The following is a 25,783-nucleotide window of genomic DNA, read 5'->3' as shown; positions in this document are numbered from 1 at the left end:
CGTGCTCTTAATTGGGGGAAAAACGTCTTACGTCGTAGGTTAGTAATTTAAAATAATCGTAGGACATATAAAAGTCACCCCGATCGCCATAATCACTTCCCCAAGAGTTGCGTAATGTTAATAATCCAGTGTGTTTCTTACCGTAACTATCAATGACAATGGCATTGTCATCATAACCGGTAACAATAAGGCCGTGTGCCGCTTTTATACTGAAGTTAGTGGAAATATCCGATCGGAGTAACCACGTATCATTCGTGCTTTTATAACTGCCCACAGCACCTACCGTACCGAGGTCAAGACGAGGTAGCATGACCGAAAAAACGGAGCGGTCGCCGGCACGAAGCGCTTCTTTCACTTCATTTAAAGTCCAGGTCGAGTTGAGCCTCCAATAGATATTTGACCAATTGACTACTTTACCGAAGATTAACTCATTCATGTTGCTGTATTGCTGCGGATCGATAAACGATTCGGGTGTTTCCTCCGAATAAGTGGGGTATTCAGTTAAGCCACCACAGCCGTGCTTTCTTTGGTTTTCTTTATTAATAATGCCATATTGGACAATTTGATTGATCACGTCTATCGGAAAATTGCCATTCCAGCCACTCAATACAAACCACCCATGCTGTTCCAGGTAATTGCCTAGTTGTAAAAGACAGAGTTGGCTAATGTAATCTCCCTGGCCCATGACCGCATCAAGTGCACCAGTCATAGCAAAGGTGATGCATGTTCCATGGCGGCCTTGGTCTAGTACCGGAACATTATTCATAGCCAATTGCACCATCGTAGGCGTTTCCGTATCTAACAACGAAGGAGCCTGAGGCTCGTCGGTGAGTTCTTTAACGCGTTTTTCCAACAGTTTTTGTGCCTCATCGGAGAGCTCGATTTTAAGTAATTGAATGACCTTGGGCTTCTTAGTTTTGAACGAGGAGTTAGTGGGTGCTTGTATTGAATGATTGATGGAGCCAACAACTTGGACATCTCCTGAAATGGCCGTCTTCACTATCAATAAAGTTAAAATAACCACGTGTACTAGCGGAGGTATGATCCTCGTTGCTTTCATAATATTTACACTTTGAAAAATTATTATGCGCATATTATTTTCTTTTATCAATTAATTTGCAAGCACCTTTACTGTGTAACTACGGTTAGAAATGAAAATTCAAGACTGTTTCTACAGCGTATCAAGCCCTATTACAGGCATCCTACAAAACGATGGATGAGTCATTATCAGGGAATAACCAGAAATTAGTGTTATTTTGCTCAAATTGGGGTTGCTTGGATGCTGTGGTTAAAGCTAATTCAATTGATGCTATTCGTGATTAGGTTGAGTGGGAAGATCAAAAAGTCGGAAATTTAATAATCAGAGGTAACTGGATAGTCGAATACAGCAGGCCTAGAAGAATAAGGTCTGCTTTTACGAACTGTGTGTCCGAAAATTTTCAACCTATTAGGCATATAGCTACCCGATTTGTCCGTTCACTTAGATTTTCACGAGATTGTGCCAGCTCCGCCGTTCTCACTTCATCAAGCTCATACATTGCCCCTAGATCAATTAGACAGGGTGGGATACCAGCCCACATGGACCGCACTCCAGGCATCCCTCCGCGTATGAACGCAAAATCAAAGCCTAGACCCGCAGATGATGATTTTAAAGGAAACCAGCATTGCCCTAAATTGTCATAATTAAGTCCTCGTGGTAGAGTTGTTTCACGAAAATCACGTCTTGTTTCAAATGATTTATCAGGTCTACAATATTCATGTGCCACATGTGCGGGAACCTCTCGCTGGGCTTTACCAATCTTCATCCTTGCCACATGGCTGGCGTTCGTATTACCTTCACGAAGCCAATTGTTCCATCCCCGAATATATTCTTCAATGCTTTTAATGAGTGGGGTCATATCAAAATGTTTGCTTTGAAAATTTTGTCCGCGTTGTTGATATGCCAATCCATGCTGTTCTATACGTTCAATACGTGCCAAAAGTAGTGTTTTTGTCTCATCGTCCATATGTGCTTCTAACATGCGGCGCATTTGGGTGTCTTTAGCCCAATAAGCATATTCATAGGCGGTGCAATAGAAGGTTCGTCCTGAATAATCAGTGAACAAACCGGGGGTTTGTAAAAGCATTTGGGTATTGTTCTGCATCGGAGTTAATGAGTTCTCGGCCTCAGTTTGCCTCCCTTTGGCAACATCGTGTAAGAATTGACGCATTTGAAAATCAGGAAGAGCATGACAAGCATCTTTGACCTCTTGAGGCAAGAGTTGAAATTGCTCATCATTGACCTGTGTAAGTAGCGTTTCAAGCTCGATATTCACGGTTGCGACAATTCCCTCGTTTTTATTGGAGATCTCAACTGGATGTTCTAAAAAATCAGTGCGAATTCGAGCAAAGTAGTTTTGATTTGCTGCCTCGAGTGTGACAACTTCCGCAAAATTCACACAAATCGACCCTTGATGCGTGACGAAATGTGCTCCTGTTGCCTCTCTGTCTAAAATCATAAAATCATCCATATGCGGATTGTCTTTAGTTGCGGTTATGGTACGGTAAGTTCGTTCAAATTGTTGTTGAACGAGCGTGATATCAGTTGGAGTGAAAGGACGTGATAGCTCAAACTGCGGAGCATGATGCGTATAAAAAGCACAAATGGTTTGCTCTATTTGATTCCCAAGGCTTAAGGCAGTAGCGATCGTTTGGGTTAAATCATGACTTAAAGCAGGGGAGGCATCTAAAATAGCACCAAAATTTTGAGTACTTATACCTTTGGCTTTGCAGTAAATATTTAGATTTGCCAAATAAAATTGGGTGATAATTGAAAGTTGCTCTGTTTTTTCCTCAACGGATGTTGTTGGAGGGAGGCTGTAAAAAGGAGACATCAGGGTTGGAATGGTTCCCCAGAGGTTAGGAGCGCAGGTCCCTAAAAGAGTCTGGATATACTCTTCTGGTGTTGCGGGATCTTCATCGTATCCCATTAGGGCATCGATATAGGCTTGATTTACAGTTTGTTTGATTACTTGATTATTTATCAGGTTAAAATAGCTGGTAAAATCAATCTCCATGCTAAAGGTTTTTTTACATTGTGCGGTTAAGACCTTCACTATTTCCTCAAAGGTAGGCGATGGGGATAAGTTATTCAATACGGCAGTGCTAAGGCTCGATTGAGGGGTACATGGAGTAATCGTGGTAGCCGGAAAGACTTGATACATTGCGTTATATAAAGCAGATAAAGGCCTGCCTGAATTATCATTTTGACGTACGACACTAAATACCGGGTTTATGACGCGGGATTCGCTGTCTTGTTCACGAGGGCGTAACTGGATGCTGTATAAATTAGAAGGTTTGGCCAAGAAGGTATTCAGAGCATGGCCATAACTGTAGCGCATGGCGCGAACGGCCTCAATATAAACATTTATTTGTGTCAGTCGTTCTTCTTTAGCAATTCGCAAGGGATTGTCGTGGGTGAGTAATCCAATATCGAACGTTAATGCATTCTGATACATGATGAGCTCATTCAATGCACCACCATCAAAAAATTTTCGCAATGCGGCAGTTGCCTGACAGGTATTGTCGGTACTAATTTCTTGCCCACCTACAATGGGGACCAAGAGGTGAATCTGGTTAGTTGTTGGGTTGATATGGATGTATCGAGGAGATGGTGGTTCTTTCAATGAGATAAGCATTAGGTTTGTATTTAAATCTTTAATAGCGCAATAGAAGGCGATTGTAAACCATAGTGTACTTAATATGAACTTTTTATGAGAGAAGATGGCTTGAATATGGTATTTCGTCATTGCTTAATTTATAGCAATGACGAAATTTACTATTATTTATGACACTACTGCTATCCACGTATAAATAATAATGTACACCACATAAATTATTGCGCTAACAGCCCCTATTCTTAAAGAAACTGAAGACCTCTTTTTTTCATCTTGATATTTAAGTTCCAGACTAATTGATACAAAAATAGAAATGATTATTACTAAAAAAGTTATCATTTGAATGGCATCTGCAAGGCCGTAGCTGGTGGTTGGCGGTAATCTTGGATCAATGATGTATTTGTTTCCAATGAAGGCAACGACTGAGCCGATGAATACGGTTGCGCGAGCAGCAAAGGGTAATGCGCTCATCGTATATAACAAATGTGCCAAAATTCCGGCCATAAAGAAACCAATAAAATAACTGATATACAATTTCCATCCATGACGCTTCACCTCAATAACAAAGCTAAGTCTTGCATAAGAGCTGGTCTCCATGGTGTCATTACCGAAGTTCGTGGCATAATGATTAATCGATTTTATTAGGCTCATACCGATAATATTCCAGCCTGGCATGGTAAATTCTGAATGAAGCTTTGACTCTTTGGTATCCGGTTCAAAAACAACCTTGTTTATATCTGAAAAATCTTCCATTTTGATGGTTAAAAACTGCCGGCCAAAGGGAAAATATTTACTCTCCCAGGGCTGATGCATTTTAGCGTAGTAGTGTGCAGATTTATAATACTCATTACCTACTTTACCTGTTGCTCCCGCTTTATAGGTGTAATCGCGAGCATTTATAATTTCAATAGTTTTGGTCGGATTATAATTTTTATCTGTAGTTCGCCACCAGGCATAATAACTAATGCTGAAGGTACCATTGGCTGGATCAACATCATAAATACTTACTGGATAAACACCAAAGGTAACTACATCAGGGCTTGCTGCCCATGCTGGAAACATAAACCATGAAATCATTACGATAAGAAAAGCTTTTTTCATCTCTGAAATCCTTTTGAGACTAACTCCATTTATGCTGAGCTGTTCGGTTAAAAACCCATAAATTAAATACTAACACATAACTCGGCTATGTCTAATTTAAGTACTCATGTATTCAAAGTCTGCTGACCTAAATCGGTAAACGTGTTGTCTATGCTTGAGTTCTTGGGTTTTTATATTAGACTTTGGTTATGCGTGCCGTTATTTTGGTCACCTTGAGTGGTGTTGGGATTTACTTAGCCCTTAATGATATTTGTAGCATTTTGCATTGGACATTGAGGAAATTAATAACGAACATGGAGTGTTTTTATGAAAACAATTAGCAAAGATGATCTGAGTAAAATAACTCCAGACCAAGCTATTGATTTACTTAAAAAGGGAAATGAGCGTTTTATAAATAACTTGCGTTATAATCGTAACCTCCTACAACAAGTGAATGAAACCGCTGAAGAGCAATTTCCTTTCGCCTCAATTTTAAGTTGTATTGACTCTCGAACTCCCGCCGAATTTATCTTCGACCAAGGTCTTGGTGATATTTTTAGTATTCGTATTGCGGGCAATATTGTGAATGACGATATTATTGGAAGCCTGGAATTTGCATGCAAAATTGCTGGTTCTAAATTGATTGTAGTCCTTGGTCATACCAATTGTGGCGCCATAAAAGGAGCTTGTGATGAAGCTCAGCTAGGTTATTTAACCCAGCTTTTAGATAAAATCACACCGGCCATTGAGCAAGAAAGCTCTTTTAAAGAAAATCGCAATGGAGCTAATTCCGCGTATGTCACCAAAGTGACCAAAATTAATGTGGATAACAGCATAAAAATAATCTTGGAGAAAAGCAGTATCCTCAGAGAACTGATCAGCAAAAAAAGCATTAAAATCGTCGGTGGCTTATATGATATCGCCTCAGGTGAAGTTACGTTTTTTGATGAGTAAAACAGCCTGAGCATCTAAGCTTGCCGCGGCTTGTTAAAGACCGAAGTCCTCTAAAATAGACGGCCATAAAATTGATGTTTCATGGGGCTAAAATAAACTCCATGCAATTAGGGGCTCAGTTTCTTGGATACCGCGGTCACGCCGCGGTAATTCGAGAGTGTTGATAAGTATGAGAGGGACTCTCAGAGATATTCCATGTTAATTCGTGCCTTAGTCCCTATGCCCTTTGGGTATAAAGCGCACTACAGAGAATAGCTTATCAATGTATTGCAGAAGGGCGGTGATTAAGATTTTGGAACAGAGCGTCCTTCTTCAAAGAAGGTAACTTGACCTGTTTTAATATCATGGATTCCTGCCACAATACCCACTTTGTTACTTTCTACTAAAGACTTGAGGATAGGGCTTTTTTCCTGGATCTCGTTTACCATATTTAATGCATTAGTTCTTGCAATTGCATCAACTAATTTTGGATCCGCGCAATTCTTGTTGTCCTCGGCTTTCATGCTCATTTCCACAGCAGGATGAATTTTATCGAGAACATCCGTTAAATGTCCGAGTTTTACTCCATTACATGCGCCAGCCACTGCACCGCAAGAAGTATGAGCTAATACGACAATTAAACGTGCTCCCGCTGCTTTAGTTGCAAATTCCATACTTCCTAAAATATCGTCATTGACTATATTTCCGGCTACACGTAGGGTAAATAAATCAGCCAAGCCTTGATCAAATAGAAATTCAGGAACACTACGAGAATCCATACAATTCAACACTACAGCAAAGGGATATTGACCATAAGACGATTGATAGGCTTGTTTTAAATAGTCTCTGGTGACGAGTTTATTATTTAAAAAACGTTGATTACCCTCTTTTAAACGGAGTAATGCTTGTTTAGGGGACATTTCTTGTTGCTTCGCCTGAGTCATCGTTTTCCCTAGAAGCGGGATTTCTACCTCAGTATTTGCAAAACTATTAATAGAATAGATAACACCACAGGTTAGTAAAATTGATTTTAATAAATGGTTCACCGAAAGCTCCTTCTTTCTTCGTTATTAGTTTCATCCCTATCCATGATAGCCGTATTTATATTCTTTACAATAGAATTATTGCCGGTTTAACACCGTAACGCGCCGCCTTTGTTATAAAAACTCAACGGGAGGGCATGCGCAGTACTACTACTTCGTCGGAAAATGGATGTGCTGAATTAAATTTAAAATGAGGGAGTGTAAGATAAAAAATGGTACCTAGGGTGGGACTCGAACCCACACGGTGTCACCACCACCGGATTTTGAATCCGGCGCGTCTACCAATTCCGCCACCCAGGCACTGCAGCGGCCATTATAACAAAGAAATAGATTCTCACAATGGGTTTTGGTATATAATTCTAAAAATATTAGCTAAATTAAGGGATAGGATGAAAAGCAATTATTTATTTGCGGGACTCGCACTTATCATGTGGAGCTCTATTGGGAGCGCGATGACTTGCCCAGATCCGGAAACCAGTTCCTTGCAGTGGGGGGAGCCGCCTGCTCCTTGGGTTGTAAATCCTTATTCACAGCATCCACCTCAAGGAGAGGCAGGGACTCGTTTTGTACGTGCGAATATTTTAGTGGCTCAATATGGACAGGGGGTTGTTTGCACTTATAGAAACTCTCTTGGCGATTATTCAATTTGGTTACAGGCGCTTACCAAGATTCCCGCACCGGTAGATTATAGTTGGATTAGAACGTTAGGTGGCTATGTCTGCACCCAAGCTGTGGATGAATGTAATTTTTTTGTCGCGGAATTTTAGAAGAGCGCATAAAAATAAACAATAAGGTTTATTTTTGCTCATATTTGCCATATAATGCTCCCAACTAAAATTTTTTTAGTGCAACTGTAAATTGCTCTAAAAGGTTATTTGGGAGTTTGGTTTATGCTGTCTACCCCTGATGAAGGGCAGTTGTTAATTCAACAGATTAATCAGTTAGCTGCAGCCACAGATGAGCAACTTGCTAATTCAGGGATGGAGCAATTTTTAACCGCGGCAAAAATTGATGTCCAGGGACCGCTTTTATATCCTTGTTCTGGCTCAGACGTCGTGCACCCAATATTACTTTTTCCCAAAGTAAATGAATTTATTTTAATTGATGAACATCCTTTATTTTCTACAACTGCAGAACTAAATTTCGCTGACTTATCGCAGTTAGGAAAAATCCCCAATTTGTCCCAAGGAATGGGCTTTTGGGGCTATGGTTATGATTACACTGATATATTAAAAACGTTTAATCGGTTGGACGTTTCTTTTAACTCGGATCGTTTTCAAAACCGAATAGGGGCTTTATTCTTAATACGCCTACGAACCTTGTGTGGTATGGAGTTGCTGCAAATTTCCAAACTGCAGAAAGGGGTCTATCAAATTAGGGGACTTTGTGGGGACGAGCTCAAAACAATTTATTACGTACAACATCAGCTTGGCCATGACTCAAATGCCTATCAATGGTTGCTGGCACAAAACGTACAATTTCAAACGTTGTTTATTAAAGCCTTTTCGGTTTCTATTAATGAGCAGGTGATTTCGCGTGATATCTTTCAACAAATTAAAGCACTTTATCCGGACAACCTATCGCAATTAGCGGTTGTGGCAGAGGCTGATGGTGTTTATGGATTTAATCGCACCTTGCCTCATTTACTTAATCCAGATCATGCCTATTTTAGTGAGCAAACTAATTTTGCTTATGGCTACTCAAATAAATTGGTGATCACCAATGGCTTGGGCCTTTATTGGGATTATCCAGAGCATTTACTTACAGTGCAACAACTTCAAAATGAATATATAGCGGAACAACAGGATGCGCAGCTTATTGAAAAACAACGAGCCGAAGCTGCGTTACAGCATTTTTTACAGTTAGATAAGTATAAAAAATTTGATTGGTTGATATTAGAAGATTTGCTGGGCCCTGGGGAGAATACCTTGAAGGTCAAACTTCTGGATAGTAAAACGCTTAGCTCTCAATTGACAGATAAAGCGATTACTGAGCTCTTGGCGGTTGCCAAGGAAAAGCATTTGTATGAATTGCAATTGACTTTAGGTCCCGCAAATACAAGCTTAAAATATCAAGAGTTAGTCACCCGTTTTATTAAACGACTCGATGCGCCAGAGGGGGAGGGAGTACGCTCTTTATTCATTAAGGCATCTTTTGATGAAGTTAATTTTAAAAGCTCCTTTGCGATCGCTGCTGCAGAAGCATTAAAAGTACATGGGAAAAATTTAGTGGAAATTAGTGTGCAGGTAAACGATCAAGCTGCCTTGGCTTTTATTGATACCTTTCAGTTTTTGCACCATACAGGGAAACTGACGCACAGTATCATTGAGCCAATTGTTGGTTGGCGAGAAGAGACACATCAAGCAGTCACTGCTTTTTCCCTCCAAAACTTCCATCAAGATTTGTTGTGGCCTGTTTCATTTTGAAAGGTAGATCTTGTCATTGCTAGTTGGTCTTGATATGCGGGCGAGACACGAAACCGCTTGATTTTTTTATTTATGTCAGCGAACTCTCCATGCCATTTGATGCGAAAAATCCTTAATTGCTTCCCTGACGCAACCTGGGTATTCGTTGCATCCGGTCAATACTATTTCCGGGTTTGTCCAGGCGAATAGGCTCGAATTACTTCCTCATTTTCTTCTGTTCCTTCTATTTTTTTTTGTTGATAAAAAGCATGGCGACTCGTGGTGGGAGAATAAGGAGAGCGCTGACGTAGCAAATGGGTAACTGAATTGAGCATTTCCATTTTTGGGCGAGCTTTGGGAGATTTGGGGGAGGGGGATTGTGTAGATAACCAACCATTCGATGAATTATAAAGTGGTTTAACACTGAGTTTACTTTTAATGGTCACTGCGCAATCAGAATAGGTTTCGTTATGAGCTTTGGCATAGTGTTGACTGTGAGTTTTTGCCGCCTTACGGGCAATCTCATCATTATAGGATTCAAGACATACAAAGAGTGGCGCTTTAGCAAAATACTTATGGCCTTTAAATGATTTTTGTAAACTGCCATCCATAAGAAATGCGGGGAATATTTCTTGTCCTCCAAAACCTAGATTGACATCCCCTCTGTAATGAATTTCTGTGATCTGGGGGTAAAGAGCGGCAATGTTGCTTTGGATCATGGCTAATTCATTGAGTATTGTTTCTTTAATTTCATTTTCGTTGGCAGATAAATTGCCTATTTTCTTGGTTGCAGAAAGGTTTTGTTTTTTCGTCAATGTTTTAAAGGAAACCAGTGCAGCAAAATTGTCATGATAACAACTGATAAACAATTGTTGGCTCGTACTGACGCCATAATAAATAAAAAAGTTAGACATAGTTAAAAAATTAATTTATCCAGTAAGTTAGGTCGAGAGTGTAATATAAATGGGGAGAGGTACCAATATCTACGTTACAATGTCGTCTTGTTACTCGCAACGGATATTTTTCTTTAACAGCGGCTAATTACGTCCATATATAACTATTTTTATCCCCTGGACGGTATATAATTGAAATTATACCTTCTAGGGTATATATTTATAATTATCCGATGTAAGGTATAAATTTAATCCGGAATCATATGCCTATTATCCATTCACCAGCAGAATTATCTCTGTTGATAAAAAATCAACGAAAAAAATTAAAATTAAGCCAAGCCGAAGTTGGGGATCTGGTGGGTTTGAAACAAAAAACTATTTCAGCCATCGAGAATGCACCCAAAAGTGTAAAATTAAGCACGGTATTCCGCATATTATCAGCTCTTGATTTGGAGATGAAAATATCGATGAAGAAAGAAGCAGAAAAAACAACTACCCAATGGGTGGAAGAATGGTAAAGAAAAAGACTCAAATTCTTCATCTACTGATGAATGGCTTTCACGTGGGTGAATTAGAGAAAACATCCCAAGGAGCGTTAGTATTTAGATATCATGAGGATTGGTTGAATCACTCAAGTGCTCGCCCCCTCTCTTTATCCTTACCACTTATGGAGAAGATTTATACTGGTGATGTGGTTTATAATTTTTTTGATAATCTTTTACCTGATAACCCTCAAATACGCGCAAGACTTCAAGCACGTTTTCAAACACCAACGAGCCAGCCCTTCGATTTGTTATCAAGCATAGGTCGAGATTGCGTAGGTGCAATCCAGCTTGTAGTGGGTGAGGTAGCCGAATTTGAGAAAACAATCAAATTTAAACCCTTAACAGAACAGCGAATCGCCGCTATATTACGTAATTACCAAATTAACCCTTTAGGCATGAGTAGAGAAGAGGATGATTTTCGTATTTCTATAGCTGGAGCCCAGGAAAAAACAGCTTTTTTATATCATGAACACCAATGGTGCGAACCACTTCAGGAAACGCCAACTACCCATATTTTCAAATTACCCATAGGCTCTATTGCTCATCAACAAATAGATTTACGAGAGAGTTGTGAAAATGAATGGCTATGCTCTTTAATTGCTAAACATTATGGTTTACCTGTAGCTGAGACTGAAATTCTACACTTTGAAGACATCAAGGTCTTATCCGTCACAAGATTTGATCGTCGTTTATCTTCTGATAACCAATGGATTATGCGCTTACCTCAAGAAGATATGTGCCAGGCATTAGGGGTATCTTATAACCTAAAATATCAGTCTGATGGTGGTCCTGGCATCAAAGATATTATGGAGTTACTCTTGGGATCTGCAAACTCGAATGAAGATAGGGATATGTTTTATCGTGCTCAGATCTTCTTTTGGTTGCTTGCTGGTATTGATGGTCATGCGAAAAATTTTAGCCTATTTATTGAGCCTGAAGGAAAATACAGATTAACTCCTTTATATGACATCATATCCGCATATCCATTGAAATTACAGAGCCAAAAAATCAAAATGGCTATGGCATTACAAGGTAAAAGTAAGCATTATCATTGGAATACAATACAACGCAGACATTTTTTAGATACAGCGAAAGCAGTAAGCTATTCTCAAGAGAAGGCAGAGTTTTTTCTTGACGAAATGTTGAAAAAGACCGATTTAGTTATCAATGAGGTCTCAAAATTACTACCAGCAGAATTTCCGGAGCATATTTCTGAACCTATATTTCAAGGTTTGACCAAAGCAAAAAAGAAATTAGTGCTTAGATAGGGCTTATCATTAATGTAGCCTGATTGCAGGCAGATTTCACTTAAGCATCGGCTAATTACGTTCATATAAAACTTATTTTTATCCCCTCCAAGGTATATAATTGAAATTATCCCTTCAAGGGTATAAAGGAAAATCTGGTTGTGGGATAGCCCGTATTAGAGCAAGTCGTAATACGGGAGGACAATGCGCTAGATTCTATCTTCGGTAATATCAATCATCATTTGTAATGATTTTTTCGCATTATCAATAACCCATTGCTGATCATTTACGGGCAAGCGGTTGCGGGTACCGGTAAATTCGTTGACCACATCACCGGCATTTACTTCATTGTAAGACATGGCCTTTCCTTGCCTGAGTAAATCGACTAAGGCAACCAAATGTGGTGGGTCATTACGTGACATAGTAGCACAGCCGCAGCCCATACCTTTTTCATCATCCACTTTTGGTGCTTCGGCTAAATTGACTACGTCAATCCCTAAACCTTTGCAATGTTGTTTTAGATTTTCCACCATGTGGTTTTCGGTACCAATAGCATAGCGTTTAGTCTTGGCGCGATCATTCACTACATAATCCCAAATAAAGGCAGTGGAACCTGCGTGCTGGGCTACGCGGATTACGGAGTTGCGGCACTCAGGATGTACAATCGTGGTGTAGGATTTACTGTGCCAATAGTCACACATTTCTGGTTGATAGTGGGTATGTACCGCACATTGGCTAGCAAACAGAATTAATTCGGAATCATCAAATTGTTTCAAGGTTTTGCTGTCTTGTTCGGCCAATGAGTACTGAGCTCCGGCTGTTCCCCCTGGCCAGTAGGCCAGGTTTTTGATACCAAGCCAATAGGCAACGTTTTCACCCATATGTTGATCGGGAATAAAGAGTATTTTTTTATTTTGCTTTTGTGCCCATTGGAATATTTTTTTCACGTTGGAACTAGTGCATACCGCGCCACCTTGAGCACCTGTCATGGCCTTAACACGTCCAGAGGTATTCATGTAACAAACCGGTAAAATATTTTCAGCGCCATAGCGTTCATTTAAATCAAGAAATGCGGGTTCAACCATAAAATCTTTGGCAAGCATTTCCATGGTGCAGCCTGATTTTGGGTTGGTAATGTAAACCTGTTGGTGTTGGTTGGCGAGAATGCTGATTGACTCCGCCATGAAATGCACAGCTGATTCAATAATTACTGATTTCTCTGGACGTTCAGCTGCCATTAAGGCGAGTTGATAGGAATCGCCGATAACCCCGCCAAATTGTTCTACCAAGCGTACAATATCACCGCCCATGTAATAGTGCGCAAGTAATAGTAATTTATCGCCAAAATGATCTTGGGCTTTTTTCATGTAAGGAGTCATCCACTCCAGTACCGTAGTTAGTTTACGGTCGGGGAGTGCCTGATACTCCTCAGCATAGGGAATAAATTCTTCCTGATACCAATCTATAGGGTAATCACTTTGGCAAATACTCATGTCATTGCTGATGCGCATTAACGTGGTTTCAGGAGTATAAACAGTTGAATTCTTAAACATCTTTATTTTGCCTCTAATCGACTTATTCTATTATTCCGCAATATCCATCAATCCCATTTTAGCAATGCTTTCTTGTGCCTGAGTTTTCTTGTCTGGATAATCTTCTCGGTAATGGCCGCCACGTGATTCTCGGCGTGATAAGGCTGCACGAACAATTAATTCGGCATTGAGAATAATGTTTCTTAGTTCAATAAAATCTCGGGTAATGCAATGCTTCCAGTAATATTCTTCGATTACTTTTTTACGATCCATTATTAATTGTAGTACATCTTGCAGGCCGGCTTCAGTGCGTACTATGCCTGCATAGGAAGTCATTTCGCCACGTAAACCGCGCCATTGAGCATTGATTTGGCTTGCACGTCGAGTATTAACCTCGCCAGGCGAACTCCAATTCGGGATGTGGGCAGCATATTTCCACGGAGAGGAGATATCTTTTAACGTGCAACGTGCGGCATTCGAGCCCATAACCAAGGCTTCTAATAAGGAATTACTGGCCAAGCGATTGGCTCCATGCAAACCGGTAAAGGCTACTTCACCAATAGCGTATAGCCGTTTTAAATCGGTTCGTCCATCAATGTCGGTAAGCACGCCGCCACATTGATAATGCGCGGCAGGCACTACAGGGATCATGTCCTGACTCATATCAATGCCAATAGACATAAGCGTGGTATAAATCTGGGGAAATCGTTTTTCCAGGAAGCTTTTCGGTTGATGTGTAATATCCAAATAAACATAACCGATTTGGCTGCGTTCAATTTCACTAAAGATAGCACGAGAGACTACATCACGTGTGGCCAGCTCCATTTGCTGTGGCGCATAGTCTTGCATAAAGCGCCCACCGGTTTCCGCATTTTTGAGAATGGCACCTTCGCCACGCACGGCTTCCGAAATTAAAAAGTTATTCAGTGAATGATGGTGTAAGAGGGTAGGATGAAATTGATAAAATTCCATATTCCCCACTCGAGCCCCAGCTCGATATGCCATGGCAACGCCATCACCGGTTGCAACCATGGGGTTTGTTGTGTAGCGATAGGTTTTACCAGCCCCTCCCGTAGCCAAGATCACGCTATTGGCTAAAAAGGTATGAATAAGGTTATTGTTACAATCAAGAATATAAGCGCCAAGTACTTCACCCTGAGTATCCGTCCGATGGGGATGGTACTGAGTAATTAAGTTCACTGCGACATGATGTTCAAAGAAGTGAATTTGCTCATGCTGACGTGCTAATAGATTCATCGTTTGGGTAATTGATAAACCCGTTTGATCACCGCAATTGAAAATACGTCGATGGGAGTGTCCGCCTTCTTGGGCAAGGTTAAACTCGCCATTTGCATCTTTTTTAAAATGCACTGAATATTGATTCAGTTGGTTAATTGTTTCTGGCCCTTGGCGAATAATAAACTCTACTGCTGGCGGGTAACATAAACCATCGCCAGCAATTAAGGTATCTGAAACATGAGACTCCAACGAGTCTTCTGCTGAAAACGCAGCGGCAATTCCTCCCTGAGCATAGCGGCTGTTGCATTCAATTGCTTCTGCTTTACTAATCAGCGCAATCTTTACGCGAGGTTGCATACTGAGTAATTGCAGGCAGTATTGTAAGCCCGCTAATCCTGTACCGATAACAAGAACATCGAATTCAAACGTTTGTCCTTGTTGCGATAAAGTTCCGGTCATGAAAACGCCTTAACAAGTTGTGCTGCTAAACCAATATAATTTTCAGGAGTGAGCTTCGTGAGTTGCTCTTTAGCTTGTGCTGGTATTGATAAGGTTTGGATAAATTGTTGCAAACTGTCCCCATCAATTCCCTGACCGCGCGTTAATGCTTTTAATTGCTCATAGGCATCTGGAACATTATAACGACGCATCATGGTTTGGATGGCTTCTGCCAAGACTTCCCAATTAGTTTTTAAATCATCCTGCAGGGCGCGTTTATTAATTTGCAGTTTATCATTACCTTTAACAACAGAAAGATAAGCAATTAAACTGTAAGAAAATGCCATACCAATATTACGCAGTACCGTAGAATCTGACAAATCACGCTGTAAGCGAGATTGGGTTAGCTTGTTCGCAAAGTGCATGAATAGCGCATTCGCTAAACCTAAATTACCTTCTGCATTTTCAAAATCAATTGGATTGACTTTATGAGGCATCGTTGAGGAGCCAACTTCTTCAGCTACCGTTTTTTGCTTAAAGTAGCCTAGAGAAATATAACTCCATATGTCTTGGGTGTAATCCAGGAGGATGTTATTAATGCGTATCATAATTTGTGATACTTCAGCTAAACCGTCGTGTGGCTCAATCTGTGTAGTATAGGGATTGAACGACAGGCCTAATGATGTGACAAAATTAGAGCAATGCTTGCGCCAATCTACTTCGGGATAGGCAACGATATGGGCATTATAGTTACCCACAGCACCATTGAATTTTCCTGGGATTAACACTTCAGCTAATTGTTGCTGAGGTCTTTTCAAACGGGCTACAAAATTCACCAATTCTTTACCCATGGTTGTTGGGGTGGCTGGTTGACCATGTGTTCTTGCCAACATAGGAATGTCCCCATGTTGCTTGCCCAACAGCGTAATGCCGCCCATGATCTCTGCTAAGGTGGGTTGGATTACTTGCGCTATAGCTTGCTTTACCATTAGGGCATAAGCCAGGTTGTTGATGTCTTCTGAAGTGCTGGCAAAATGAATAAACGCCGTTACGTTTTTCAAACGTTCGTTACTCAGGAATTTTTCTTTGAGGTAATATTCAACAGCCTTCACGTCATGGTTTGTTTGACGTTCAAAGTCTTTGACTTTTTGTGCTTCGGCTTCATCGAAATTAGCAAGGATTTGATTGAGGTAATCCTTAGTTTCTGGATTCAACTTGGGTACTTCAGGAATCAAATCATTGGCTGCTAAAGATTCAAACCAGCGAATTTCAACCATTAATCGATAATAGATTAAGGCAAACTCGCTAAAATAGGGACTCAAAGCCCGGGTTTTGTTAAGGTAGCGGCCGTCTATAGGGGAGATGGCGTTTAAAGGAGTTAGAGTCATAAGTAGCTTGCCCCTGATAAGAAAGCACATATGATATTAGATGCGAGGCAAGATGTGAATTCTAGAGGCTGAAATTATCTATATAAAATGTTTTTGTGTTTGAAAATTGCACATAAAGATTATTTATATATACTTAGATGATATTTTCTTTTTCCATGGCTGTTGAAATAGTCTTTTAAAGACCGAGATCTCGGGGAGAGTTTGCCATTTTTCTTACTTGTATGATTATAATGTCGCCAATTTAAACTTGGATTTATCTCATTGTTATGAAAACCATTATTGAATCTTATCAGGAAGGCTTATTTCATCGGAAGTATTGGCTGCAAAACATAATCTCAGGCTTGATTGTTGGTGTGGTGGCCTTACCTCTGGCTATGGCATTTGCAATTGCATCCGGCGCGAAACCAGAGCAAGGTTTGTATACTGCAATTGTTGCTGGCTTGATTGTTTCCATTATGGGCGGCAGTCGTTTACAGATTGCCGGACCTACCGGAGCTTTTATTGTGGTACTCTCAGGAATTACCGCAAAATATGGTATTTCTGGGTTACAGATTTCAACTTTGTTAGCGGGTTTTATCTTGCTATTATTTGGCCTGGCTCGCTTAGGGGGAATCATTAAATTTATACCCCATCCAGTCATCGTCGGTTTTACCGCAGGTATTGCTGTGGTTATTTGGGTAGGGCAGTGGCATTATTTTTTTGGTTTTCCTTCTGGAGGAAGTGGGCATTTTCATGAAAAATTGTGGCACCTGCTGCATTCCTTTTCACAATTGCATCTCATTACCACCGAGCTAGGATTTCTGGCGTTATTCCTGGTGGTTTTTTCTAATAAAATTCCAGGTTTAAAACGTATTCCGGGTCCTTTAATCGCTCTTTTAGTGGTTACTGTTTTGCAGTCCGTCTTCCAGTTTCAGGGGGTAGCAACTATTGGTTCCATGTTTGGTGGAATTCCTCAAGGCTTACCTCGTTTTGAAATACCCGAGATTACGGTTGATCGCGTAATCGAGCTGATTGGCCCCGCATTTACTATTGCCATGTTAGGCGCGATAGAATCCTTATTATCAGCTGTAGTTGCTGATGGTATGGCAGGCACAAAACATAATTCAAACCGTGAATTGATTGGGCAAGGAATCGCGAATATTTTTGCGCCCTTATTTGGTGGTTTTGCGGCAACGGGAGCAATTGCCCGTACGGCAACGAACATCCGTAATGGTGCGAATAGTCCCTTGGCAGGAATTATTCATGTCGTTACCTTAATTTTAATTGTACTCTTTTTAGCGCCTCTGGCGGTGAACATCCCCCTTACTGCACTCGCTGCTGTATTATTCGTAGTGGCATGGAATATGAGTGAAGTGAAGCATTTTATTAAAATAGTGCAGCGTGCACCTCGTGCTGATGTGGTTATTTTATTGGTGACTTTTACCCTTACCGTATTCGTGGATTTAGTCGTTGCGGTAAACATCGGGGTGATTATCGCGGTATTACACTTTATTCGACGCATGGCTTCCAGCGTGGAAGTGCAGCAAATGACGGATAATGACTTAGCCACTGAATTAGCACAGCGGAATATCGAAAATTTGCCTCAGGGGGTGTTGGTTTATGCAGTCGATGGGCCATTTTTCTTTGCCGCCGCAGAAGTATTCCAGCATTCTTTGGCGGTGACTCATACCGATCCTAAAGTCTTAATTATACGGCTGCGTTGGGTACCTTTTATGGACAGCACCGGCTTGCAGACTTTAGAGGAAATTATTAAAGATTTACATAAGCGCAAAGTACAAGTGATTGTAAGCGGCGCTAATTACCGAGTTGAAGGAAAATTACGCCGGGGTGGGATCCTTAACTTAATTGGCGAAACTAATTTTTATCGGGAATTTTCTGATGCGATTACTGCATGTAGTAAATTAGAGCATTAGGCATAAAGCTCTGAAACTGATGGCAATTCGCCTTTAGCTAATTGCCTGAAAGTTCTCATTCCAATAGCATCGTAATTTCAGTAGAATGTTTTTCACTTTATGGATATGGGGTAGTTTTATGGCAGTCAAAACACATATTATCGATTTAGCCCAGCTTGGTATGCGCGATTTAGAGCAGGTTGGTGGTAAAAATGCGTCTCTGGGTGAAATGATTAGCCATTTGTCCTCAGTGGACGTTGCGGTTCCGGGTGGTTTTGCAACTACAGCGGATTCATTTAAAGAATTCTTAGCTCAAGATGGCCTGGATAAGAAAATTTATGAAAAACTATCAACACTGAACACGGATGACGTACATCAATTAACTACTGTGGGTAGAGAAATTAGAGAAATGGTGATTAACACACCCTTTACCCCCGAGTTTGAAAAGGAAGTGCATACTGCTTATCAAAAGATGTCTCAAACGATTGGACATGATGATTTTAGCGTGGCCGTTCGTTCTTCAGCGACAGCAGAAGATTTGCCTGATGCCTCTTTTGCCGGGCAGCAAGAAACTTTTTTAAATGTTAAAGGCATTGGCGCTATTTTAGAATCCATTAAATTGGTTTTTGCCTCTTTATTCAATGATAGAGCGATAGCCTATCGTACCCACCACCAGTTTGAACACCATGATGTTGCTTTATCTGCAGGTATTCAGCAAATGGTACGCAGCGATTTAGCGGTGAGTGGTGTAATGTTCACCATGGATACCGAATCGGGTTTTGATCAAGTCGTATTCATCACCTCCTCTTATGGCTTAGGGGAAATGGTTGTGCAGGGTGCGGTCAACCCTGATGAGTTTTATGTTCACAAGCCCGGGCTACAAGCAGGTAAACCCGCAATTATTCGTAGAAATCTCGGCAGTAAAGCTTTGAAAATGGTTTACTGTGACGACCCAAGCCAAAATCGTCGCGTTAAAACCGTGGACGTTGATGCGGCAGAGCGCCGGTTATTTTCTTTGACGTCAGCGGAAATAGAAAGTTTGGCACGTCAGGCGATGACTATTGAGAAACATTACGGCCGTCCCATGGATATTGAATGGGCAAAAGACGGAACCAATGGCAAGCTCTATATTCTACAAGCACGCCCAGAAACGGTTAAAAGCCGTGATAATAAGCAAATTCTCGAACGCTATACACTGCAAAAGCAGGGTGAGGTATTAGCGGAAGGACGTAGTATCGGACAGCGTATTGGCCAAGGTAAGGCACGCATTATTCGTGATGTCAGCGAAATGGATCGTGTACAACCTGGTGATGTACTGGTTTCCGATATGACCGATCCCGATTGGGAACCGGTAATGAAACGTGCTTCGGCGATTGTGACAAATCGCGGGGGGAGAACCTGTCATGCCGCAATTATTGCGCGTGAGTTAGGTATACCTGCCGTCGTTGGTTGTGGTGATGCAACGAAAACGATTTGTGATGGCGATGAAGTCACGGTCAGTTGTGCTGAAGGGGATACCGGTTTTGTTTATGCAGGCATACTGCCGTTTGAACAAATACAGCTTGATGTGGAAACGATGCCTGAATTACCGATGAAGGTGATGTTAAACGTCGGTAATCCTGAACGTGCATTTACCTTCCAATCGATTCCCAATTCAGGGGTTGGTTTGGCGCGTTTAGAGTTCTTGATTTCCAATACCATTGGCATTCACCCACGTGCTTTGTTGGATTTTGACTGCCTGCAAGATGAAGAGCTGAAGCAATTTATTAGTGAAAAAACAGCAGCTTATGAGTCTCCGGTGGAATACTATATTGAGCGTTTAAAAGAGGGTATTGCAACAATCGCTTCGGCTTTTTATCCCAAACCCGTAATTGTTCGTTTGTCTGATTTTAAATCCAATGAATATGCGAATCTGACCGGTGGTTCTTTGTACGAGCCGCATGAAGAAAACCCCATGCTCGGTTTTAGAGGGGCATCACGTTATGTTTCTCCAGAGTTTGCGGATTGTTTTGCTTTAGAATGTAAAGCGGTACGCCGTGTTCGTGAGGAAATGGGTTTAACTAACGTGGAAGTGATGATTCCCTTTGTGCGTACAGTGTCTGAAGCCGCTAACGTTATTGAAGTATTAAAACAAAACGGCTTAGAGAGAGGCAAACATGGATTAAGAGTGATCATGATGTGTGAGCTGCCCTCCAATGCTTTGTTAGCTAAAGAGTTTTTAGCATATTTTGATGGCTTTTCAATCGGCTCTAATGATTTGACGCAGTTAACTTTAGGCTTGGATAGAGATTCAGGTTTGATTGCTGCCCAGTTTGATGAGCGTAATGATGCAGTGAAAGCCTTATTACATATGGCGATTTCAACGTGTAAAGCAGCTGGTAAGTATATTGGAATCTGCGGCCAGGGTCCTTCAGACCATCAGGATTTTGCGCAATGGCTGATGAATGAAGGGATTGAAAGTGTTTCATTAAATCCTGATTCTGTATTAGAAACTTGCTTGTTTTTAGCCAAGCATAAATAAATATTGGATAAGGGGCTTCCTGCTCACCTTCCTGTGACGACAACCAATCCTTTCGAATTACCGTAGCTTGACCGCGGTAATTCGGCATTTCTATGGGCGAGGGAGCAAGCATCTCGCTTGACGAACCCCACTCCAAGCTTCAACATAGACAACATCAATGAGTACCATGCCTATTTATCAGAGAGGTTTAGTTTAATGCAATATCGTAATTGGTGGCTACTTTTAGCCGGATTAAGTCCCATGGTGGCATGTGCATCTCCAGTAGCCGAAGAAGCCGACCCCATAACCTTTGTATTACTGGGTGTCACCACGATATTTTTCTTTGCCATTCTGGGACGTTATATCGCTAAACGTTTAAATCAGCCTAGTGTACTTGGTGAGCTGCTCATGGGGGTGTTGATTGGTAATCTGTTTTATTTTTATGGCTTTCAATTAATTATTTTATTACGCGAAGGGGCGGCTACTTTTGACATTGTCCACGAACTCTTAAAAGGTGTCCCTTTAAATACTGCAGTCAACCAGATCATTTCTGACCCGGAACATGCTCAACAAGTCATTACTGCCTTAGCTAGTCCTCGCGGTGCGGATTACCTTAAAATTGCCTATGTCGTGGATATTTTTTCACGCTATGGCGTCATTTTTCTTTTATTCATGGTGGGTTTGGAAAGCTCCATTCAAGAATTAAAGCATACGGGGCGTGACTCGATACTGGTGGCACTTATCGGGGTGATTGTGCCAATGATTCTGGGATTTGCCGTTGCCTATTTATTAATGCCGGAAGCTTCGCTCCAAGCCGATTTATTTATTGGTGCTACTTTAAGTGCTACCAGCATTGGGATTACTGCACGTGTTCTGGCCGAGATGAAAAAATTACGTACTCGTGAGGCTAGAACCATTCTTGGTGCGGCGATGCTGGATGACGTTTTGGGTTTAATCATTTTAGCCGTAGTGAGCTCCGTAGTAATTAGCGGGGCGGTTGATTTTATGGTGGTGTTACGTATTGTGATGGCGTCCATCATCTTTTTTATCAGCGCCTTACTTTTAGGACCGTTTATTCTACGTCGCTCAATTCATTTTTTCCGTTTCCTTGAAGCTTGGGAAGCTAAGTTATTTGTTTCATTTTTATTTATCATGCTGCTTTCTTGGTTTGCTTCATTTATTCAGCTGGCTACCATTATTGGTGCGTTTACGGCTGGCGTTATTTTGCATGATGATTATTTTAAATCACTGGAAACGAATCCTAAAGAAGAGGTTCATCGCACCATTTATCATTTATTATCACCACTGGAAACCATATTGGCGCCTGTATTTTTTATCTTGATCGGTATTCAGGTCAAATTAGAAAGCTTTTTCCATTGGAATGTAATGATGCTTGCTTTAGGCTTAATTGTTGCTGCCGTTATTGGAAAATTGGTGAGTGGCTTTGGGGCTAATGCCAAAGATGACCGCTTACTTATCGGTATTGGCATGTTGCCACGAGGTGAGGTGGGGTTAGTTTTTGCTTCGATTGGACGAACTTTAGGGGTAATTTCTGACGATTTGTTTTCAGCGATTGTTTTAATGGTTATGATCACCACTTTTATAGCTCCTCCATTATTAAAAGCGCGTTTTGTAATGCAGGAAAAAAAGGTACTGTAAATGAATAAACACTTATCACAGGTACATATTGATGTCACTGAGGCCTTGCAAGAAGATGTTGGTACTGGGGATGTTACAGCAGCCTTATTACCTGAGCATTTAATGGCTGAGGCTGAAATTATTTCACGAGAGCCCATGTTAATTTGCGGCCAGCCTTGGGTAAATGAGGTATTTAGCCAGATAGATAAGAGCATTAAGCTGGATTGGCAGGTTACTGAAGGCAGTTGGTTAGCGGAGCCGACTACTTTATGTCGTATTTCGGGACCGGCACGCAGCATGTTAACCGCGGAGCGTACAGCCCTGAATTTTTTACAAACACTGTCCGCCACTGCGACGCACACATACCGTTATGTGGAGCAACTAAAAGGTACTAAGACACGTTTATTAGATACGCGCAAGACCTTACCGGGTTTACGGGTAGCGCAAAAATATGCAGTGACTTGCGGTGGCGGCGTTAATCACCGTATGGGACTTTATGATGCCTTTTTGATTAAGGAGAATCATATCAAGGCATGTGGCTCCATAGCTAAAGCAATTGCCTTGGCAAGAGAGACACAAAATAATATTCTAGTAGAAACCGAGGTTGAAACTTTAGATGAGTTACGTGAGGCATTGGCTGCAAAACCGGACCGTATATTGCTCGATAATTTTAGTTTGGAACTGCTGGCTGAAGCTGTACGTATTAATCAATCGAATCATTGTACTCTAGAGGCCTCCGGCGGAATTACTCTTGAAAACATTGCCAAAATAGCAGCTTCAGGAGTAGATTTTATTTCTGTTGGAGCAATTACGAAATCCATCCAAGCAATTGATTTAAGCTTATTGATTAGGGAAATATTATGATGCCAAGTATCGTTTTTACTGGGGGCGGAACTGCAGGCCATGTAGCGCCTAATATTGCGTTGATTCAAGAGTTTCGTCATAAGGGATGGGATATTGCTTATGTGGGTTCTGCTGAGGGAATTGAAAATGAAATGATCAAGCCACTCGGTATTCCATTTTATTCAGTGAAAAGCGGTAAATTACGACGCTATTTGAGTTTTAAGAATTTATTGGACCCATTTAAAATCGTCTTAGGTATTTTTCAAGCCTTTTCTTTACTCGCTAAGCTAAAACCTGACGTGGTGTTTTCAAAAGGGGGCTTTGTTGCTTTTCCCGTCGTCGTAGGGGCTTGGTTAAACCGTATTCCCGTAGTTGCTCATGAATCGGATATGAGTCCTGGACTTGCAAATCGCTTATGTTTTCCTTTTGTAAATAAAATTTGTCTTACTTTTGATGCTGGTAAAAAGCATTTTAAAAGCCAGGAAAAAATAGAAGTAACGGGAACACCAATTCGTGAGCAATTATTTTCCGGAAATGCGGCGGCAGGATTGGCATTGTGTGGTTTTAATGAGGAAAAGCCTTGTCTGTTAGCGATTGGTGGCAGTTTAGGTGCAGGTTCCATCAATCGCAGTATTCGCGACGCTTTGCCCCAGTTAACTCAGAACTATCAAGTCATCCATCTTTGCGGTAAAAGGAAAATGGATGCTGCCTTGATGGATGTTGCGGGTTACAAACAATTTGAATACGCCAATGAGGAGTTAGCGGATTTATTTGCTGCTGCATCCGTAGTAGTTTCTCGTGCAGGTGCAAACTCTCTGTATGAATTGTTAGCCTTAGGCAAGCCTCATATTTTAATCCCATTATCGGCACAGGTGAGTCGTGGGGACCAAATTCAAAATGCCAAGTATTTTCAAGGATTGGGTATTAGTTCTGTCATTGATGACCGCTCCTTGAATGCAGAGGCTTTAGTAAACGCTCTGTGCGGGCTCGAAAAAAACAAGGATGAGATTTTTAATAAAATTAAAGCATTAAAAATCAAATCAGCTACGGAACAGATTGTGGTTATTATTGAGGAGCAAATACATGTTCAATCCCCAAGCGCTGTATGATTTTATTCGTCAGCAATGGCAGGAAGAGATTATTCCCAGTTTATGTGATTACATAAAAATCCCCAACAAGTCACCTCATTTTGATGTGAAATGGAAAGAGCATGGGTTGATGGATCAGGCAGTAGACCATATTGCTGATTGGTGTAAAGCCCATGCTCCCCAAGGTATGCAATTAGAAGTGATGCGTTTGGAAGGGCGTACCCCACTGCTTTTTATGGAAATTCCCGGGCAAGTTAATGAAACCGTATTAATGTACGGTCATCTAGATAAGCAACCCGAAATGTCAGGATGGCATGATGATTTACATCCGTGGAAGCCAGTAATTAAAGAGGGGCGTTTGTATGGTCGCGGAGCCGCTGATGATGGTTATTCCGCATATGCATCCTTAACCGCCATCCGTGCCTTAGAAGAGCAGGGCCTTCCATTCCCACGTTGCGTATTGATTATCGAAGCTTGTGAAGAAAGTGGCAGTTATGATTTGCCTTATTACATCGAATTATTGAAAGAACGTATTGGCCAGCCCAAATTAGTGATTTGCCTTGATTCCGGAGCGGGGAACTACGAGCAGTTATGGATGACTACCTCGCTACGTGGCAATGTCGTAGGCGAGTTGTCTGTTGAATTAATCAATGAAGGGGTTCACTCTGGCAGTGCCAGTGGAATTGTGGCCGATAGTTTTCGAGTTGCGCGCCAATTAATTAATCGTCTTGAGGATGAGTCAACGGGGGTGATTAAGTTGCCACAACTGCATTGTGATATTCCTGAGGAGCGCGTCAAGCAAGCACATCACTGCGCAGAAGCTTTAGGCAATCATGTTTATGATGAATTCCCTTGGCATGCAGGTGTTGAACCAGTTGTTCCCAATCGCCAGGAACTGATTTTAAATCGCACCTGGCGTCCGGCATTAACCGTCACTGGAGCAGATGGTTTTCCAGCCATTGCGAATGCAGGGAATGTGATGCGTCCATTGACCTCATTAAAATTATCAATGCGTCTACCCCCGTTAGTTAATCCCAAGATTGCAGCCGCAACAATTCATGAAACATTAACGCAAATGCCTCCTTACAATGCGAAGATTCATTTTTCCATAGATGATGGTTCTCAAGGCTGGAATGCACCTAAACTTTCTCCTTGGTTGGAAGCAGCAGCAGATGATGCCTCGCAAACTTACTACGGTAAACCTGCGGCGTACATGGGAGAGGGGGGGACTATTCCTTTCATGGGAATGCTGGGTGAAAAGTTCCCTGATGCTCAGTTTATGATTACCGGAGTATTAGGCCCCCATTCTAATGCCCATGGCCCAAATGAGTTTTTACATTTGGATATGGTGGAAAAGTTAACTGCTTGTGTGGCTTATGTTTTGTATAAGTCGATTGCATAAGAACTATAGCCCGTATTATAG

Annotated in this window: 19 protein-coding genes and 1 tRNA gene; 11 read left to right on the top strand and 9 right to left on the bottom strand. The window is 41.3% G+C overall.

Translation table 11 applies throughout. From position 1 onward, the window contains the following. Positions 1 to 7: 7 nt before the first annotated feature. The 3 genes from ACD661_RS06460 to ACD661_RS06450 form a co-directional block, all read right to left on the bottom strand. Positions 8 to 1,060, bottom strand: a complete 1,053-nt coding sequence (locus tag ACD661_RS06460) for a C1 family peptidase (protein WP_400187008.1) — start codon at positions 1,058 to 1,060, stop codon at positions 8 to 10. Positions 1,061 to 1,439: 379 nt separating this feature from the next. Then, positions 1,440 to 3,788 carry a hypothetical protein gene (locus ACD661_RS06455; protein ID WP_400187007.1) on the bottom strand — a complete coding sequence of 783 codons (2,349 nt, stop codon included), beginning with the start codon at positions 3,786 to 3,788 and terminating at the stop codon, positions 1,440 to 1,442. Positions 3,789 to 3,824: 36 nt separating this feature from the next. Then, the gene (locus ACD661_RS06450) at positions 3,825 to 4,757 is read right to left on the bottom strand and encodes a ligand-gated ion channel (protein WP_400187006.1); all 933 of its coding nucleotides are present in this window, start codon (positions 4,755 to 4,757) and stop codon (positions 3,825 to 3,827) included. A 306-nt stretch (positions 4,758 to 5,063) separates the two neighbouring features. Between ACD661_RS06450 and ACD661_RS06445 the strand changes: the two genes are divergently transcribed. Continuing rightward, on the top strand, positions 5,064 to 5,690 hold the full coding sequence (locus ACD661_RS06445; RefSeq protein ID WP_400187005.1) for a carbonic anhydrase family protein: 627 nt from the start codon (positions 5,064 to 5,066) through the stop codon (positions 5,688 to 5,690). A gap of 284 nt (positions 5,691 to 5,974) precedes the next feature. On the opposite strand, the gene ACD661_RS06440 is transcribed toward ACD661_RS06445, so the two are convergent. Both ACD661_RS06440 and ACD661_RS06435 read right to left on the bottom strand, forming a co-directional pair. Beyond that, complete coding sequence (locus tag ACD661_RS06440; RefSeq protein ID WP_400187236.1) at positions 5,975 to 6,694, bottom strand: carbonic anhydrase family protein; 720 nt, start codon at positions 6,692 to 6,694, stop codon at positions 5,975 to 5,977. A gap of 231 nt (positions 6,695 to 6,925) precedes the next feature. Beyond that, a tRNA-Leu gene (locus ACD661_RS06435) sits at positions 6,926 to 7,012 on the bottom strand. Positions 7,013 to 7,101: 89 nt separating this feature from the next. On the opposite strand from ACD661_RS06435, the gene ACD661_RS06430 reads away from it, so the two are divergent. Beyond that, on the top strand, positions 7,102 to 7,479 hold the full coding sequence (locus ACD661_RS06430) for a DUF3757 domain-containing protein (protein WP_400187004.1): 378 nt from the start codon (positions 7,102 to 7,104) through the stop codon (positions 7,477 to 7,479). A gap of 123 nt (positions 7,480 to 7,602) precedes the next feature. Then, the gene (locus ACD661_RS06425; protein WP_400187003.1) at positions 7,603 to 9,138 is read left to right on the top strand and encodes a hypothetical protein; all 1,536 of its coding nucleotides are present in this window, start codon (positions 7,603 to 7,605) and stop codon (positions 9,136 to 9,138) included. 161 nt (positions 9,139 to 9,299) lie between these two features. Here ACD661_RS06425 and ACD661_RS06420 read toward each other — a convergent pair whose 3' ends face one another. Continuing rightward, positions 9,300 to 10,031 (bottom strand): hypothetical protein, encoded by a 732-nt coding sequence (locus tag ACD661_RS06420; protein ID WP_400187002.1) that lies wholly within the window; start codon positions 10,029 to 10,031, stop codon positions 9,300 to 9,302. A 242-nt stretch (positions 10,032 to 10,273) separates the two neighbouring features. Between ACD661_RS06420 and ACD661_RS06415 the strand changes: the two genes are divergently transcribed. Next, positions 10,274 to 10,528, top strand: a complete 255-nt coding sequence (locus ACD661_RS06415; RefSeq protein ID WP_400187001.1) for a helix-turn-helix domain-containing protein — start codon at positions 10,274 to 10,276, stop codon at positions 10,526 to 10,528. Further along, on the top strand, positions 10,522 to 11,823 hold the full coding sequence (locus tag ACD661_RS06410) for a type II toxin-antitoxin system HipA family toxin (protein ID WP_400187000.1): 1,302 nt from the start codon (positions 10,522 to 10,524) through the stop codon (positions 11,821 to 11,823). Before ACD661_RS06415 ends, ACD661_RS06410 begins: the two co-directional genes overlap by 7 nt. Before the next feature lie 188 nt (positions 11,824 to 12,011). Here ACD661_RS06410 and nadA read toward each other — a convergent pair whose 3' ends face one another. From nadA to purB, 3 genes are read right to left on the bottom strand one after another with little or no spacing between them, the layout of a single operon-like run. Continuing rightward, positions 12,012 to 13,355, bottom strand: a complete 1,344-nt coding sequence (gene nadA, locus ACD661_RS06405; protein WP_400186999.1) for a quinolinate synthase NadA — start codon at positions 13,353 to 13,355, stop codon at positions 12,012 to 12,014. Between the two features lie 30 nt (positions 13,356 to 13,385). Next, complete coding sequence (gene nadB / locus ACD661_RS06400; protein WP_400186998.1) at positions 13,386 to 15,032, bottom strand: L-aspartate oxidase; 1,647 nt, start codon at positions 15,030 to 15,032, stop codon at positions 13,386 to 13,388. Continuing rightward, positions 15,029 to 16,399, bottom strand: a complete 1,371-nt coding sequence (gene purB / locus ACD661_RS06395; protein ID WP_400186997.1) for an adenylosuccinate lyase — start codon at positions 16,397 to 16,399, stop codon at positions 15,029 to 15,031. The genes nadB and purB overlap by 4 nt, the downstream gene beginning before the upstream one ends. A gap of 266 nt (positions 16,400 to 16,665) precedes the next feature. Here purB and ACD661_RS06390 point away from each other — a divergent pair, with 266 nt between their 5' ends. From ACD661_RS06390 to ACD661_RS06365, 6 genes are all read left to right on the top strand, one after another. Further along, positions 16,666 to 18,312: a SulP family inorganic anion transporter gene (locus ACD661_RS06390; RefSeq protein ID WP_400186996.1), complete on the top strand. Its 1,647-nt coding sequence runs from the start codon at positions 16,666 to 16,668 to the stop codon at positions 18,310 to 18,312. 118 nt (positions 18,313 to 18,430) lie between these two features. After that, the gene (gene ppsA / locus ACD661_RS06385; protein ID WP_400186995.1) at positions 18,431 to 20,812 is read left to right on the top strand and encodes a phosphoenolpyruvate synthase; all 2,382 of its coding nucleotides are present in this window, start codon (positions 18,431 to 18,433) and stop codon (positions 20,810 to 20,812) included. Between the two features lie 195 nt (positions 20,813 to 21,007). Further along, on the top strand, positions 21,008 to 22,450 hold the full coding sequence (locus tag ACD661_RS06380) for a cation:proton antiporter (protein WP_400186994.1): 1,443 nt from the start codon (positions 21,008 to 21,010) through the stop codon (positions 22,448 to 22,450). Then, the gene (gene nadC / locus ACD661_RS06375) at positions 22,451 to 23,293 is read left to right on the top strand and encodes a carboxylating nicotinate-nucleotide diphosphorylase (protein WP_400186993.1); all 843 of its coding nucleotides are present in this window, start codon (positions 22,451 to 22,453) and stop codon (positions 23,291 to 23,293) included. Next, the gene (locus ACD661_RS06370; protein ID WP_400186992.1) at positions 23,290 to 24,381 is read left to right on the top strand and encodes an undecaprenyldiphospho-muramoylpentapeptide beta-N-acetylglucosaminyltransferase; all 1,092 of its coding nucleotides are present in this window, start codon (positions 23,290 to 23,292) and stop codon (positions 24,379 to 24,381) included. The genes nadC and ACD661_RS06370 overlap by 4 nt, the downstream gene beginning before the upstream one ends. Then, on the top strand, positions 24,356 to 25,762 hold the full coding sequence (locus ACD661_RS06365; RefSeq protein WP_400186991.1) for a M20 family metallopeptidase: 1,407 nt from the start codon (positions 24,356 to 24,358) through the stop codon (positions 25,760 to 25,762). Before ACD661_RS06370 ends, ACD661_RS06365 begins: the two co-directional genes overlap by 26 nt. Positions 25,763 to 25,783: the final 21 nt, after the last annotated feature.

Source organism: Legionella lytica (assembly GCF_044626755.1).
Lineage (GTDB): Bacteria > Pseudomonadota > Gammaproteobacteria > Legionellales > Legionellaceae > Legionella > Legionella lytica_A.
The sequence above is the reverse complement of the archived record's forward strand: the minus strand, read 5'-3'. Positions and strand labels throughout refer to the sequence as shown.